At 61.9% G+C, this 14,016-nt stretch carries 13 protein-coding genes; 8 read left to right on the top strand and 5 right to left on the bottom strand.

The window, feature by feature from the left end:
• Nucleotides 1-53: 53 nt before the first annotated feature.
• From B9A31_RS00935 to B9A31_RS00925, 3 genes are all read left to right on the top strand, one after another.
• Nucleotides 54-1,046 carry an AraC family transcriptional regulator gene (locus B9A31_RS00935; RefSeq protein ID WP_019098451.1) on the top strand — a complete coding sequence of 331 codons (993 nt, stop codon included), beginning with the start codon at nucleotides 54-56 and terminating at the stop codon, nucleotides 1,044-1,046.
• 116 nt (nucleotides 1,047-1,162) lie between these two features.
• Nucleotides 1,163-2,206 (top strand): histone deacetylase family protein, encoded by a 1,044-nt coding sequence (locus B9A31_RS00930; protein ID WP_025754234.1) that lies wholly within the window; start codon nucleotides 1,163-1,165, stop codon nucleotides 2,204-2,206.
• The gene (locus tag B9A31_RS00925; RefSeq protein WP_016712740.1) at nucleotides 2,206-3,309 is read left to right on the top strand and encodes a polyamine ABC transporter substrate-binding protein; all 1,104 of its coding nucleotides are present in this window, start codon (nucleotides 2,206-2,208) and stop codon (nucleotides 3,307-3,309) included. Before B9A31_RS00930 ends, B9A31_RS00925 begins: the two co-directional genes overlap by 1 nt.
• Before the next feature lie 101 nt (nucleotides 3,310-3,410).
• Here B9A31_RS00925 and B9A31_RS00920 read toward each other — a convergent pair whose 3' ends face one another.
• On the bottom strand, nucleotides 3,411-4,940 hold the full coding sequence (locus tag B9A31_RS00920) for a MocR-like pyridoxine biosynthesis transcription factor PdxR (protein WP_019098450.1): 1,530 nt from the start codon (nucleotides 4,938-4,940) through the stop codon (nucleotides 3,411-3,413).
• A gap of 91 nt (nucleotides 4,941-5,031) precedes the next feature.
• Between B9A31_RS00920 and B9A31_RS00915 the strand changes: the two genes are divergently transcribed.
• The 3 genes from B9A31_RS00915 to B9A31_RS00905 are packed head-to-tail and all read left to right on the top strand — an operon-like array spanning nucleotide 5,032 to nucleotide 6,798.
• The gene (locus B9A31_RS00915) at nucleotides 5,032-5,661 is read left to right on the top strand and encodes an FMN-binding negative transcriptional regulator (protein ID WP_084296602.1); all 630 of its coding nucleotides are present in this window, start codon (nucleotides 5,032-5,034) and stop codon (nucleotides 5,659-5,661) included.
• A gap of 11 nt (nucleotides 5,662-5,672) precedes the next feature.
• The gene (locus B9A31_RS00910; protein WP_084296601.1) at nucleotides 5,673-6,119 is read left to right on the top strand and encodes a GNAT family N-acetyltransferase; all 447 of its coding nucleotides are present in this window, start codon (nucleotides 5,673-5,675) and stop codon (nucleotides 6,117-6,119) included.
• 7 nt (nucleotides 6,120-6,126) lie between these two features.
• Complete coding sequence (locus B9A31_RS00905) at nucleotides 6,127-6,798, top strand: GNAT family N-acetyltransferase (protein ID WP_019098448.1); 672 nt, start codon at nucleotides 6,127-6,129, stop codon at nucleotides 6,796-6,798.
• Nucleotides 6,799-6,883: 85 nt separating this feature from the next.
• On the opposite strand, the gene oadA is transcribed toward B9A31_RS00905, so the two are convergent.
• Together oadA and B9A31_RS00895 are read right to left on the bottom strand one after the other, a co-directional pair.
• Nucleotides 6,884-8,692, bottom strand: a complete 1,809-nt coding sequence (gene oadA, locus B9A31_RS00900; protein ID WP_019098447.1) for a sodium-extruding oxaloacetate decarboxylase subunit alpha — start codon at nucleotides 8,690-8,692, stop codon at nucleotides 6,884-6,886.
• 11 nt (nucleotides 8,693-8,703) lie between these two features.
• Nucleotides 8,704-10,119 (bottom strand): acetyl-CoA carboxylase biotin carboxylase subunit, encoded by a 1,416-nt coding sequence (locus tag B9A31_RS00895; RefSeq protein ID WP_016712746.1) that lies wholly within the window; start codon nucleotides 10,117-10,119, stop codon nucleotides 8,704-8,706.
• Nucleotides 10,120-10,323: 204 nt separating this feature from the next.
• Here B9A31_RS00895 and B9A31_RS00890 point away from each other — a divergent pair, with 204 nt between their 5' ends.
• Complete coding sequence (locus B9A31_RS00890; protein ID WP_161751335.1) at nucleotides 10,324-11,271, top strand: LysR family transcriptional regulator; 948 nt, start codon at nucleotides 10,324-10,326, stop codon at nucleotides 11,269-11,271.
• On the opposite strand, the gene B9A31_RS00885 is transcribed toward B9A31_RS00890, so the two are convergent.
• Together B9A31_RS00885 and hexR are read right to left on the bottom strand one after the other, a co-directional pair.
• Nucleotides 11,213-11,431 carry a PA3496 family putative envelope integrity protein gene (locus B9A31_RS00885; protein ID WP_080578095.1) on the bottom strand — a complete coding sequence of 73 codons (219 nt, stop codon included), beginning with the start codon at nucleotides 11,429-11,431 and terminating at the stop codon, nucleotides 11,213-11,215. The genes B9A31_RS00890 and B9A31_RS00885 overlap by 59 nt on opposite strands.
• 132 nt (nucleotides 11,432-11,563) lie before the next feature.
• The gene (gene hexR / locus B9A31_RS00880) at nucleotides 11,564-12,430 is read right to left on the bottom strand and encodes a transcriptional regulator HexR (protein WP_003253273.1); all 867 of its coding nucleotides are present in this window, start codon (nucleotides 12,428-12,430) and stop codon (nucleotides 11,564-11,566) included.
• Nucleotides 12,431-12,533: 103 nt separating this feature from the next.
• On the opposite strand from hexR, the gene zwf reads away from it, so the two are divergent.
• A complete protein-coding gene (zwf, locus tag B9A31_RS00875) occupies nucleotides 12,534-13,976 on the top strand; it encodes a glucose-6-phosphate dehydrogenase (protein WP_019098445.1) in 1,443 nt (480 codons plus the stop codon).
• Nucleotides 13,977-14,016: the final 40 nt, after the last annotated feature.

Genomic DNA, 14,016 nt, shown 5'->3' with positions numbered 1-14,016 from the left:
ATCGGCACACTACTTGCTCGATAATGCGTCCCAGCCCAACGGGATTACCCAGCATGCTGCACAGCCACCTCACCACCCTCAACGCGGTTTCGCTGATCCTCAACGTCTTCCAGGCAGACGGTTGCGAGGCATCAGCGCTGCTGGCCGGCAGCGGCATTGGCCCGTCAGACCTGGGGCACGCCGATGCGCGCATCACCACCCAGCAGGAACTGCAGGTGTGCGCCAACGCTGTGGCCCGGCGCGAGGACATCGGCCTTGAACTGGGCCGGCGCATGCACGTGTCGTGCTACGGCATGCTCGGTTACGCATTGCTCTCCAGTGCCACTTTGGGTGACGCCTTGCGCCTGGCGCTGGCATATCCGGCACTGCTGGGAACAGTGTTCAAGCTACGTTTGATCGAGGACGGCCAGCGGGTCTGGCTAAGTGCCAGCGACTGCCACGACAGCCCGGCGCTGAGCGCATTCAACGCGGAGTTCTGCCTGGTGTCGCTGAAAGTCATCTGCGACGACTTGCTTGGGCGCCCACTGCCTCTGCTAGGCGCCCGTTTCGAACACTCGCGGCCCGGTTACCACGCGCTCTATGCCGGTGCATTCCAGTGCCCGGTGGGTTTCGACGCTCAGGACAATGCCTTGGCGTTTGAACGGCGCTGGCTGGACAGGCCACTGCCGCTGGCCGATTCGATTACCCACAAGGCCATGAGCGAACGCTGCCGGCGCCTGAACCTTGAGTTCACGGGCCGGCAGGCCTGGCTGGGGCGGATTCGCCAGCTGCTGGCACAGCAACTGGACGCCGCGCCTGGGCTGGAAGGGTTGGCGCGACAGATGAATTGCTCGTCGCGCACCCTGCGCCGGCATTTGCAGGCGCTGGGCAGCAGTTATCAACAGCTGCTGGACGAGTTGAGGTTCGAGCGGGCCAAGCAGTTGCTGGCTGATGAACAGATGCCGATCTATCGCATTGCCGAGACCTTGGGGTTCAGCGAGACCGCCAGTTTTCGGCATGCGTTCCAGCGTTGGAGTGGTGTAGCGCCCAGCCACTTCCGCGGTTGACCAGCGCCGGCCAAAGAGCTTGGCCACATCGATCCCCTTTTGGCCGTTTGCGTCGTTCTCCACTACTGACCTGTCCATGACAATGGACCCACGCCAGTATCCAACGGAGAACAACAATGCTGACGATCTATTCCGATGATCACCGCCTCCACCACGGCCGCTGCGAGCTGATCGACGGCAAGCTGATGCCCTGCTTCGAAATGCCTTCGCGCGCTGACCATGTGCTCGACCAGGTAAAAAAACGCAACCTTGGCGACATCCAAGGCCCTACCGACTTCGGTCGCGCGCCGTTGCTGCGCATCCACAGCGCCGACTATCTCGACTTCTTCGAAGGCGCCTGGGCGCGCTGGGCCGCACTGGGCCAGGAAGGCGACCTGCTGCCGTTCACCTGGCCTGCTCGCACCTTGCGCCAGGTAAAACCCACCGGCCTGCATGGCGAGTTGGGCTATTACAGCTTCGATGCCGGCGCGCCGATCACCGCCGGTACCTGGCAGGCCGCCTACAGCGCCGCCCAGGTCGCCCTCACGGCCCAGGCGGCAATCCAGCAGGGCGCCCATTCGGCCTTTGCCCTGTGCCGCCCACCGGGGCACCACGCCGCAGGCGAAGTCATGGGCGGTTATTGCTACCTGAACAACGCCGCCATCGCCGCCCAGGCCTTCCTGGACCAAGGCAAGCGCAAGGTCGCCATCCTCGACGTCGACTACCACCACGGCAACGGCACCCAGGACATCTTCTACAGCCGCGACGACGTATTCTTCGCTTCGATCCATGGCGACCCGCAGGACGAATTCCCGTTCTTCCTGGGCTATGCCGACGAAACCGGCGAAGGTGCCGGTGAGGGCTGCAACATCAACTACCCGCTTCCGGCCGGCAGCGACTGGGCGGCCTGGAGCGCAGCCCTGGAGGATGCCTGCCAGCGCATTGCCCGCTATGACGCCGACGTACTGGTGATCTCGCTGGGTGTGGACACCTTCAAGGACGACCCAATCTCGCAGTTCAAGCTGGACAGCCCGGACTACCTGGAAATGGGCAAACGTATCGGCCAGCTCGGCAAGCCGACCCTGTTCGTGATGGAGGGCGGCTACGCTGTGGAAGAAATCGGTATCAACGCGGTCAATGTGCTGGAAGGCTTCCAGCGCGCCCAGCCAGGAGCCCGGTAATGGTCCGACTCAAGCGTCTACTCGCCCCGTTCATCGCTGCCACCTTGTTCACCGGTGCCCTGCATGCTCAAGCCGAGCAGCGCACACTGCGTGTGTATAACTGGTTCGACTACATCACCCCGCAGACCTTGACCGATTTCAAGCAGGACAGCGGGGTCAAGCTGATCTACGACATCTTCGATACCAACGAGGCGCTGGAGGCCAAGCTGCTCACCGGCAACTCCGGCTATGACGTGGTGGTGCCGTCCAACGTGTTCCTCGCCAAGCAGATCGAAGCCGGGGTGTTTCAGCCGCTGGACCGCAGCAAACTGCCGAACTGGCAACACCTGGACCCGGCGCTGATGAAGCTGATCGAGGCCAACGACCCGGGTAACAAGTACGCGGTGCCCTACATGTACGGCACCGTGCTGATCGGCTTCAACCCGGCCAAGGTCAAGGCAGCGCTCGGCGACAACGCCCCGGTGGACAGCTGGGACCTGATCTTCAAGGAGGAGAACATCGCCAAGCTCAAGCAGTGCGGCGTGGCGCTGCTCGACTCGCCTTCGGAGATTCTGCCGCTGGCCCTGCAGTACTTGGGTTTACCGCCGAACAGCGACAAACCGGCCGACTACAAGAAGGCCGAAGCGTTGATGCTGAAGATCCGCCCACACATCACCTACTTCCATTCTTCGAAGTACATGGCAGACATCGCCAATGGCGATATCTGTGTGGCGGTGGGTTACAGCGGCAGTTTCTCGCAGGCCGCCAACCGCGCGCGCGATGCCAAGAACGGCGTGGTGGTGGACATGCGCCTGCCCAAGGAGGGTGCGCCGATCTGGTTCGACATGCTGGCGATTCCAAAGAATGCGGCCAACCCGGAAGATGCCCACACATTCATCAATTACTTGCTACGGCCTGAGGTGATTGCGCCGATCAGCGACTTTGTCGGTTATCCGAACCCGAACAAGGATGCGACTGAAAAGGTCAGTCCGGCGATTCGCAACAATCCCAACCTGTACCCGACGGCGGAAGCGATGGCCAAGCTTTATACCCTCAAGCCCTTGGCACGGGACGCAGAGCGGGCCAGAACCCGGGCCTGGACCAGGATCAAGTCCGGAACCTGAGTCGCCTGCTTCGCGGGCATGCCCGCTCCCACATTGATCGCATTACAACCGGACTCTGTGGGAGCGGGCGTGCCCGCGAAGGGCCGCACAGCGGCCCCAATTCACTTTTTCCAAACCTTTCGCAATTTCATCAAGGCTTCGGCAATCTCCCCCTCCGGCACCGCCGCAAACCCCAGCACCAGCCCCGCTCGCTTATCCACAGGCACCTCGCTGTCCGCCAACCAGAAATTACTTAGCGGCGTCACCTCTAAACCCACTGCTTCAGCCTTTGCCACCAGTTCCTGCTCCCGCGCAAAGTTATCCACATCCACCTTCACATGCAGCCCGGCCGCCACTTCCGGCATCTCGCCCAACCCGGGAATATCCACAGGCCAGCCAGCCTTGAGTACGTTACGTCGACTCAAAGCGGCCTTGCGCATACGGCGGATATGCCGCTGGAAATGCCCGCGCGCCATGAATTCGGCCATCACGCACTGGCTGCTGACTTCCGAATGCCGCACGGCCAACGCCTTGCCCTGACTGAATCCCTGCACCAGTTGCGGCGGCAGCACCAGGTAACCCAGGCGCAACGCGGGGAACGCAATCTTGCCGAAGGTGCCGACGTACAGCACCCGACCGTGCCGGTCGAGCGCCGCCAACGGAGCCAAGGGCGCACCGCTGTAGCGGTACTCGCCGTCATAGTCGTCCTCGATGATCCAGCCATCGTTGCGTTCGGCCCACGCCAGCAACGCCAGGCGCCGCGCCAGGCTCATGGTGACCCCGGTCGGGTATTGATGGGCCGGCGTGACATACGCCAGCCGGCAGTTCGCCTGCTGACCGAGCAGACGGCAGTCCATGCCCTCTTCGTCCACAGGCACGCCATGCAACGTGGCGCCAGCCAGCGCAAAGGCATGCCCGGCCGCGCGGTAGCCGGGGTTTTCCACAGCCACACCGTCACCCGGCTGCAACAACAGCTGTGCACAAAGGCTGATGGCTTGTTGTGCACCACTGGTGATCACAATTTGTTCAGCCATACAACTTAGCCCACGCGAACGGCGCAGGTAGGCCGCGATCAACTCGCGCAAAGCCGGCTCGCCTGCCGGGTCACCGTAACCCAGCTGCGCAGGGGATGGTTTACGCCAAAAACCCGCCTGCAGCTTGGCCCAGACGTCAAAAGGGAACAAGTCGAATGCCGGAATGCCGACCCGAAAGGCACGGGGCGCACCACTTCTTGGGGAGGGTAAGTGGTTACTTTTCAGGCGCTGTAAAGGCGCAGATAAACGCCGTTCGCTGGATAAATCCTCAGTATTTTCTGCGGAAAATGTGGATAACCCTGTTGATAAGCCTCGGGATAACCCTGTGGATATTTGTGTGGATATTTTTGGCAGCCGACTTACGTAAGTACCATCTCCAACTCGGCTTTCGATGTAGCCCTCCGCATACAATTGGTCATAGGCGCGCACCACACTGTTGCGTGACAGCGCCAGCATGACGGCCAGGTCGCGAGTGGCTGGTAGCCGTGTTCCACTGCTCAGGCGCCCATCCAGCACCCGCGCACGCAATGCCTGGTACAGCTGCTGACTCAGCCCACGGCGTCGATCAAGGGCGATCCCGGCAGGGTCGAATGGCAGTGTGAAGGGGCGCTCGCTCATGGCATTGGACCTATCAAATCAGGCAGTAATGGCTCTTACCCAGAACCAATAGCCTGCCTAGGATGGAACCATTCGACAAGGACCAAGCCCTATGTACAACAGCAAGCCGCATCAGGAGCACGACCTCGGCCGCCTGCACCAGCACATGCTCGACACCCGCCTGGCTGTCCTGGTCAGCCACGGCGATCAGGGGCTGCTGGCCACGCACCTGCCAGTGCTGGTCGATACCACCGAAGGCGAATTCGGTACGGTCTATGCCCACCTGGCCCGGGCCAACCGCCAATGGCAGGACCTGGCACAGGGTGCCGAAGCCTTGCTGGTATTCCCCGGCGCCGATGCCTATGTCAGCCCCGGCTACTACCCGAGCAAGGCTGATAACCCCAAAGTCGTACCTACCTGGAACTATCTGGCCGTGCACGCCTACGGCACAGCCGAGGTGATCCATGATACCGAGCCGCTGCTGGCGATCGTCAGCCGCCTGACCGACCGCCATGAACAGGGCCGCAGCGAACCGTGGAAAGTCACGGACGCCCCTGCCGACTACCTCGATGGCATGCTCCGCGCCATCGTCGGCATCCGCCTGCCCGTCGCCCGTCTGCAAGGGGCACGCAAGCTCAGCCAGAACCGTTCCGATCAAGACATCGCTGGCGTGCGCGAAGGCCTGAGCGCCAGCGCCGATCAGCTGGACAACCAACTCGCGGCGCACATGCGCCAACTCTGAAGGAATAGCCCATGTCCAGCGTTACCCTACGCCCTGTCACTGCCCAAGATCACGCGGCCTGGCTCGCCCTGTGGCAGGCCTACCTGCACTTCTACGAAAGCGAACTGGCCGATGAAGTCAGCCTGAGCACCTGGCAACGCCTGCTCGATCCGAAGGAGCCCACCCATTCGACCCTGGCCTGGGCCGATGGCAAGGCGGTAGGCATGGTCAACTTCATCTACCATCGTTCCAACTGGAGCATCGAGAATTCCTGCTACCTGCAGGACCTGTACGTGGACAGTGCGCAGCGGGGCCTGGGCATTGGCCGCCAGCTGATCGAGCACGTCTACGCAAGAGCCAAGGCCGACGGCTGCATCAAGGTGCACTGGCTGACCCACGAAACCAATGCCAGCGCCATCAGCCTGTATCAGCAGGTTGCCGAACGCTCGGGCTTCATCCAATTCCGCAAAGGTTTGTAGGCCGAACATGACAGACGCATTGAACTGGAAACCCGCCGCAACGCCCCAGGCCGAACCCATTGAAGGCCGCTTCATCCGCCTGGAAAAGCTCGACCCGGCGCGCCATGGCGACGCCCTTTGGGACGTGCTGCAAGGCCCGGCATCCGACCCGGTGCTATGGGACTACCTGCCTTATGGGCCGTTCACCGAGCGTGCCGCCTTCGACCGTTGGCTGGAGGGCAACGCCGCAGGCCGCGATCCGCTGTTCTACACCGTCATCGACCGCCCCAGCGGCCAGGCACAGGGCATTCTGAGCCTGATGTCCATCGTACCCGACCACGGGCGTATCGAAATCGGCCATATCGCCTTCGGCGCCGCCATGCAGCGCACACCTAAAGGAACCGAGGCGGTGTACCTGCTGGGCAAGTTGGCCTTCGAACTGGGCAACCGCCGGCTGGAGTGGAAGTGCAACAACGCCAACGCCCGCTCCAAGCGGGCGGCGGAGCGGTTTGGCTTCGTTTACGAAGGGGTGTTCCGCAAGCACCTGGTGGTGAAGGACCATAACCGCGATACGGCCTGGTATTCGATTACCGATGAAGAGTGGCCAGCGGTGGCTGCCGGATTCGAGCGGTGGCTGGGAGAGGAAAACCAGCAGCCGAGTGGGCAGGTGCAGACACTTGAGGCATGCCGCAAAGGCTGAGTCTTGTATGGGCCATCAGGTTCAGTACAAAAAAAGGGGAGCATTCGCTCCCCAGAGGTAAACCGCTTGTAGATGAGCGCTTAAATCAGCCCTCGATCTCGATCAGGATTTCACCCGGCGTTACACGGTCGCCCTTGGCCACATGAATGGCGACGACCTTGCCGGCGATGGCCGCCTGCACTTCGGTTTCCATCTTCATGGCTTCGGTGATCAGCACGGCCTGGCCGGCCTTGACCAGGTCGCCTTCCTTGACCAGCACATCGACGATGTTGCCTGGCATGGTGGTGCTGACGTGGCCTGGGTCGGTGGCTTGCTTGCGCTTGCTGCCGCCGCCGCCAACGAACTCGTTGAGTGGCTCGAACACCACTTCTTCCGGCATGCCGTCGATCGACAGGTAGAAGTGACGCTTGCCTTCGGCCTTAACGCCCACGCCGGTGATATCGACGCGGTAGGTTTCGCCGTGCACGTCGATGACGAACTCGGTCGGCACGCCTTCACCGCCCGGGGCGGCTACGGCGCCGGCCTCCGGAATCGGCAGCAGGGCTTCTGGCGTCAAGGTGCCGGCTTCGCGCTCTTCGAGGAACTTTCGGCCAATGTCAGGGAACATGGCGAACGTCAGCACGTCTTCTTCACAATGAGCCAGGGCGCCGATGTCGGCACGCAGCTTGGCCATTTCCGGCTTGAGCAGGTCGGCCGGGCGTACGTCGATCACTTCTTCGCTGCCGATTGCCTGACGGCGCAGCTGCTCATTCACCACGCCCGGGGCCTTGCCGTAACCGCCTTGCAGGTACAGTTTCACCTCGTTGGTGATGGTCTTGTAGCGCTCGCCAGCCAACACGTTGAAGAATGCCTGGGTGCCAACGATCTGCGAGGTCGGGGTTACCAGCGGCGGGAAGCCAAGGTCTTCACGTACACGTGGGATCTCGGCCAGCACTTCGTTCATGCGGTTAAGCGCACCCTGCTCTTTCAGCTGGTTGGCCAGGTTGGAGATCATGCCGCCCGGCACCTGGTTGACCTGCACGCGGGTGTCCACGGCGGTGAACTCGCTTTCGAACTGGTGGTACTTCTTGCGCACGGCGTAGAAGTACAGGCCGATTTCCTGCAGCAGTTCCAGGTCCAGGCCGGTGTCGAATTCGCTGCCCTTGAGCGCAGCCACCATCGACTCGGTGCCTGGGTGGCTGGTGCCCCAGGCGAAGCTGGAGATGGCGGTGTCGATGTGGTCGGCGCCGTTTTCAACTGCCTTCAGCTGGCACATGGCAGCCAGGCCGGCGGTGTCGTGGGAGTGGATGAATACCGGCAGGGATTGCTCGGCCTTCAGCGCCCTGACCAGCTCGCCAGTGGCGAACGGCGTCAACAGGCCGGCCATATCCTTGATCGCGATCGAATCGCAACCCATGGCTTCCATCTGTTTGGCCTGGGCTACAAAGGCGTCGATGGTGTGCACGGGGCTGACGGTGTAGGCGATGGTGCCCTGGGCGTGCTTGCCAGCGGCCTTGACCGCTTCAATGGCCACGCGCAGGTTACGCACGTCGTTCATGGCGTCGAAGATGCGGAACACGTCGATGCCGTTGACCGCTGCCTTGGCGACGAAGGCCTTGACCACGTCGTCGCTGTAATGGCGGTAGCCCAGCAGGTTCTGGCCGCGCAGCAGCATTTGCAGGCGGGTATTGGGCAGGGCTGCGCGCAGCTTGCGCAGGCGCTCCCACGGGTCTTCTTTCAGGAAGCGCACACAGGCGTCGAAGGTGGCGCCGCCCCAGACTTCCAGCGACCAGTAGCCGACTTTGTCGAGCTTGTCGCAGATCGGCAGCATGTCTTCGGTGCGCATGCGGGTGGCCAGCAAGGACTGGTGGGCGTCGCGCAGGATCGTGTCGGTAACGTGGATTTTCTTGGACATTATGGGGTTCCTCACAGGCCTGCGTGGGCGGCGATGGCGGCGGCGATGGCCAGGGCCAGCTCTTCGGGTTTGCGCTTGATCGAGTAGTTGGTCAGTTCAGGGTGGCTTTCGACGAAGCTGGTATTGAACTGGCCGCTACGGAATTCCGGGTTGCGCAGGATTTCCTGGTAGTACGCGGCAGTGGTCTTCACCCCTTGCACGCGCATGTCGTCCAGGGCCCGCAGGCCGCGGTCCATGGCTTCTTCCCAGGTCAACGCCCACACCACCAGCTTCAGGCACATGGAGTCGTAGAACGGCGGAATGGTGTAGCCGGTATAGATTGCCGTGTCGGTACGCACGCCCGGGCCGCCGGGGGCGTAGTAACGGGTGATCTTGCCGAAGCTGGGCAGGAAGTTGTTTTTCGGGTCTTCGGCGTTGATGCGGAACTGCAGCGCGTATCCGCGGTGCTGGATATCTTCCTGCTTGACCGACAGCGGCAGGCCCGAAGCAATGCGGATCTGCTCACGGACGATGTCGATACCGGTGATTTCCTCGGTGATGGTGTGCTCCACCTGCACCCGGGTGTTCATTTCCATGAAGTACACCTCGCCATCGGCGAGCAGGAACTCCACGGTACCGGCGTTCTCGTAGTTCACGGCCTTGGCCGCACGCACTGCCAGGTCGCCGATGTAGGCGCGCTGCTCGGGGGTGAGCTGCGGGCTTGGGGCAATTTCGATGAGCTTCTGGTTACGGCGCTGGATCGAGCAGTCGCGCTCGAACAGGTGCACCACGTTGCCAAAGCTGTCACCGAGGATCTGCGCCTCGATGTGCTTGGGGTTGACGATGCACTTTTCCAGGAACACCTCGGCCGAACCAAAGGCCTTGGTGGCCTCGGAAATAACCCGTGGGAAGTTCTGTTCCAGTTCTTCACGGCTGTTGCAGCGGCGGATACCACGGCCGCCACCACCGGAAGTGGCCTTGAGCATCACCGGGTAACCGATGCGGTCACCTTCGCTCAGGGCTTCATGAATATCGGCAACGTTGCCTTCGGTACCCGGGGTTACCGGCACACCGGCGGCGATCATGGTGCGGCGCGCTTCGGTCTTGTCGCCCATGCGGCGAATCACGTCGGCAGCCGGGCCGATGAACTTGATCCCGCGCTCTGCGCAGATCTCCGCCAGTTCGGCGTTTTCCGACAGGAAACCATAGCCTGGGTGCAGGGCATCGCAGCCGGTTTCCACAGCCAGGTTCACCAGCTTGCGCGGGTTCAGGTAGCCAGCCAGCGGCTCGGCACCAATGCTGTGTGCCTCATCGGCGCGCTTGACGTGCAAGGCGTGACGGTCGGCGTCGGAATAGATCGCTACCGAGCGAATGCCCATCTCGGCGCAGGCACGCACGATCCGAACTGCGATTTCACCTCGGTTGGCGATCAGGATTTTTTTTATCACTGGAGTCTTCCCAAAGCCGTAGGAACAGTCGAGCCGGTTCTACCGGTCGGCGCGTGACCAGACGTTGCTGGCCAGTCGCGTATTCACCCTAGCGCTGTAGGTCGATAAACAAAAATCAATATTTGTTAGAGGCTGTATTAGCAAAAGCTTATAGTGCGGTTACAAGGTGTTGCCAACGAGTCGATAAAAATGCGTAAGTCCTTGATGCGTATGACTTTGCGTCAATTGCAGATCTTCAACGAGGTGTGCGATTTGCGCTCGTACAGCCGCGCGGCGGAAGAGATGGCACTGACGCAACCCGCCGTTAGTCTACAGATCCGCCAGCTCGAAGAGCTGATTGGCCAGCCACTGTTCGAGTACGTAGGCAAGAAGCTGTACCTGACCGAGGCGGCCGAAGCCTTGCAACGCGCCAGCCGCGACATCTTCGGGCGGCTGGAGAGCCTGGACATGCAGCTGTCGGACATGCAGGGCTCACTGCAGGGGCAGCTGAAACTGGCGATCGAGTCCAGTGCCAAGTACTTCGTGCCACACCTGTTCGCCGCCTTCAAGCAGCGTCACCCGGAGGTCAACCTGACCCTGACGGTGGTCAACCGCGCCCAGGCCATTCGTCGCCTTTCGGATAACCGCGACGACCTGATCATCATGTCGATGGTGCCGCAGGACATGGGCCTGGAATTTCTGCCATTCCTCAACAACCCAATCGTGGCGGTGGCACCGCCCGAACATCCGCTGTGCAAACTGGAGCAGTTGCGCCTGCAGGACCTGGAGCCTCATACCCTGCTGGTCCGCGAGCAAGGTTCGGGCACACGCAAGGCGTGCGAGGAGTACTTCAAGGACAAGCGCGTACACTTTACGCAGACGCTGGAAGTGGCCTCTGCCGATGCCCAGCGCGAATGCGTGATCGCCGGCCTGGGTGTCGCCTTGCTGACCCGCCATGCAGTCAACCTGGAGCTGGCCACTGGTGTGTTGAGGGAGCTACCCGTAGAAGAACTGCCGCTATACCGGAGCTGGTGCGTGGTGCAGGCCAAGGCCAAGCGGCAGTCGCCGGTGGCCTTGGCGTTTTTGGCGTTCATCCGCAGCGAACGTGCGTTGATCAGCGCGCTTGTTGAACGTTTTTCGGGGAAGCTGCCGACGACGTCTGCCATACCGTGAGCGCTTGCAGCTCGGGGTAGTCTGCCAGGTCGCGGAGCAATTGGCGTTGGTCGCAATAGACCTCGATCGCGCGGCGGTACTCCATGCGGCGCTGATCCTTTTCCTGCTGTTTGCGAGCCTTGGCGTTGGGTTGGTAAGTACCTTCGTGGTCGCGTGCCATTGCCTGTCTCCCAGATAGGATGCGGGAGTTTCAGACTGGCCTGGATGGTTTACGGTTTGGCGGTGGAATGGTGACAAAACAATGAATTTTTACTGCCTGTGCCGGCGACAGGGCCAGTACAGGCAATGCAGATCAGTCGTCTGTAGCCTTGATCGACTTGGGCGACAAACGCAGGCTGCGCAAGCTGCGTTTAACGCTTTTCAGGTGGTTGACCAGGCTCGGCCCACGCGCCATCGCCACGCCCATGGCCAACACGTCGATCACCACCAGGTGAGCGATACGCGAGGTCAGCGGCGTGTAGATTTCGGTGTCTTCATGCACGTCGATCGCCAGGTTGACCGTCGACAACTCGGCAAGAGGTGTCTGGCTGGGGCACAGGGTAATCAGGTTGGCACCGCTCTCACGCACCAGGTTGGCGGTGATCAGCAAGTCCTTGGAGCGGCCCGACTGGGAAATGCACACCGCCACATCACCCGGTTTCAGGGTAACCGCCGACATCGCCTGCATGTGCGGGTCGGAATACGCGGCGGCGCTGAGCAACAGGCGGAAGAACTTGTGCTGGGCATCGGCCGCCACCGCACCGGACGCGCCAAAGCCATAGAACTCCACGCGTTGCGCCTGGGCCATGGCACTCACCGCCTGCTGCAGCGCCTGCGGGTCGAGGTGCTCACGCACTTCCATCAGGGTATGCAGGGTGGTGTCGAAGATCTTCAGGCTGTAGTCGGCAACCGAGTCGTCTTCATGAATGGCGAACTGCCCGAAACTGGCCCCCGCTGCCAGGCTCTGCGCCAGCTTCAGCTTGAGGTCCTGAAAGCCCGAGCAACCGATAGCCCGGCAGAACCGCACGATGGTCGGTTCGCTGATACCCACGCTGTGTGCCAGGTCGGCCATGGAACTGTGCATGACGGCAGCCGGGTCGAGCAGCACGTGGTCGGCCACTTTGAGTTCCGATTTGCGCAGCAGGTGGCGCGATTGGGCGATATGTTGCAACAGATTCACAGGCTGGACTCGGTTATGATCGGCTGGCCGGGTTGTAGCTTTCTTGTAGTTATACTACATGGACGCCAACCCGCCCAGTTAAACGAACGTGGAGAGTGGCGGTTTGACTATTCCTTGCGACATTCTGGTCTTCGGCGGCACCGGCGATCTGGCCCTGCACAAGTTGCTTCCGGCGCTCTACCACCTGTTTCGCGAGGCCCGTCTTGACCCTGCCGTGCGGATCATCGCGCTGGCGCGCCGCAACTTGCCACGTAACGATTATCTCAAGCTCGCCGAACGCCATTGCCGGGCACAGATCGCCCGCAACGACTTCGAAGAAGAGGTCTGGCAGCGGTTTTCCGCGCGGATCGACTATTTCGCCATGGATGCTTCGCAAAGCGCCGACTTTGGCCGCCTGGCGCGCTACCTGGGCGAGCCCGGCGGCTTGACGCGCATCTTCTACCTGGCCACCGCCCCCAACCTGTTCGTACCGATTGCCAAGCACTTGCATAACGCCGGCCTGGCCGACGCCGAAGCGCGCATCGTGCTGGAAAAGCCGATCGGCCACTCGCTGGAATCGGCTACCGCCATCAACGAAGCGATTGGCGCAGTGCTGGAGGAAAACCAGGTATTCCGGATCGACCACTACCTGGGCAAGGAAACCGTGCAGAACCTGATGGCCCTGCGCTTCGCCAATGCCCTGCTGGAGCCGGTGTGGCGCAACAATCAGGTCGACCACGTACAGATCAGTGTTTGCGAGACGCTGGGTGTAGAGAACCGGGGCGCCTACTACGACCGCGCCGGGGCAATCCGCGACATGCTGCAGAACCACCTGCTGCAGCTGCTGTGCCTGGTGGCCATGGAGCCCCCCGCCCAGTTCGAGGCCGAAGCGGTACGCGACGAAAAAGTGAAGATCCTGCGCGCCCTCAAGCCGATCACCGGCCAGGATGTGCAGGACAAGACCGTGCGCGGCCAGTATGGCGCCGGGCACATCGGCGGCCAGGAAGTACCGGCCTACTACTTCGAAAAGGATGTCGACAACGACAGCGATACCGAAACCTTCATCGCCATCGAAGCGCACATCGACAATTGGCGCTGGGCGGGCGTGCCATTCTATCTGCGCACCGGCAAGCGCATGGCACGGCGCTCGTCGCAGATCGTCATTCAGTTCAAACCGGTACCCCACGAGCTATTCAACGGTGGCCAGGTCAACCAGTTGCTGATCCAGTTGCAACCGGAGGAACGCATCAGCCTGCGCATGATGACCAAAAGCCCGGGCAAGGGCATGCGCCTGGAACCGGTGGACCTGGACCTGAACCTGGCCCAGGTGTTCAGCCAGACCCGCCGCTGGGAAGCCTACGAACGCCTGCTGCTGGATGTACTGGAGGGCGACTCGACGCTGTTCATGCGCCGCGATGAAGTGGAAGCAGCCTGGGCCTGGACCGACCCGATCATCAGGGGTTGCGAAGAGCACTTTCAGGCGCCACGCCCTTACCCGGCGGGCAGTAACGGGCCAGAGCAAGCCAACAGCCTGCTGGCGCGTCATGGCAGGCACTGGCAGGGCTGACCCACTGTCATCGGGTCGATGAACGGCCATGCGCCAAGGT

The sequence above is a fragment of the Pseudomonas sp. URIL14HWK12:I5 genome (assembly GCF_900176445.1).
Lineage (GTDB): Bacteria > Pseudomonadota > Gammaproteobacteria > Pseudomonadales > Pseudomonadaceae > Aquipseudomonas > Aquipseudomonas monteilii.
The sequence above is the reverse complement of the archived record's forward strand: the minus strand, read 5'-3'. Positions and strand labels throughout refer to the sequence as shown.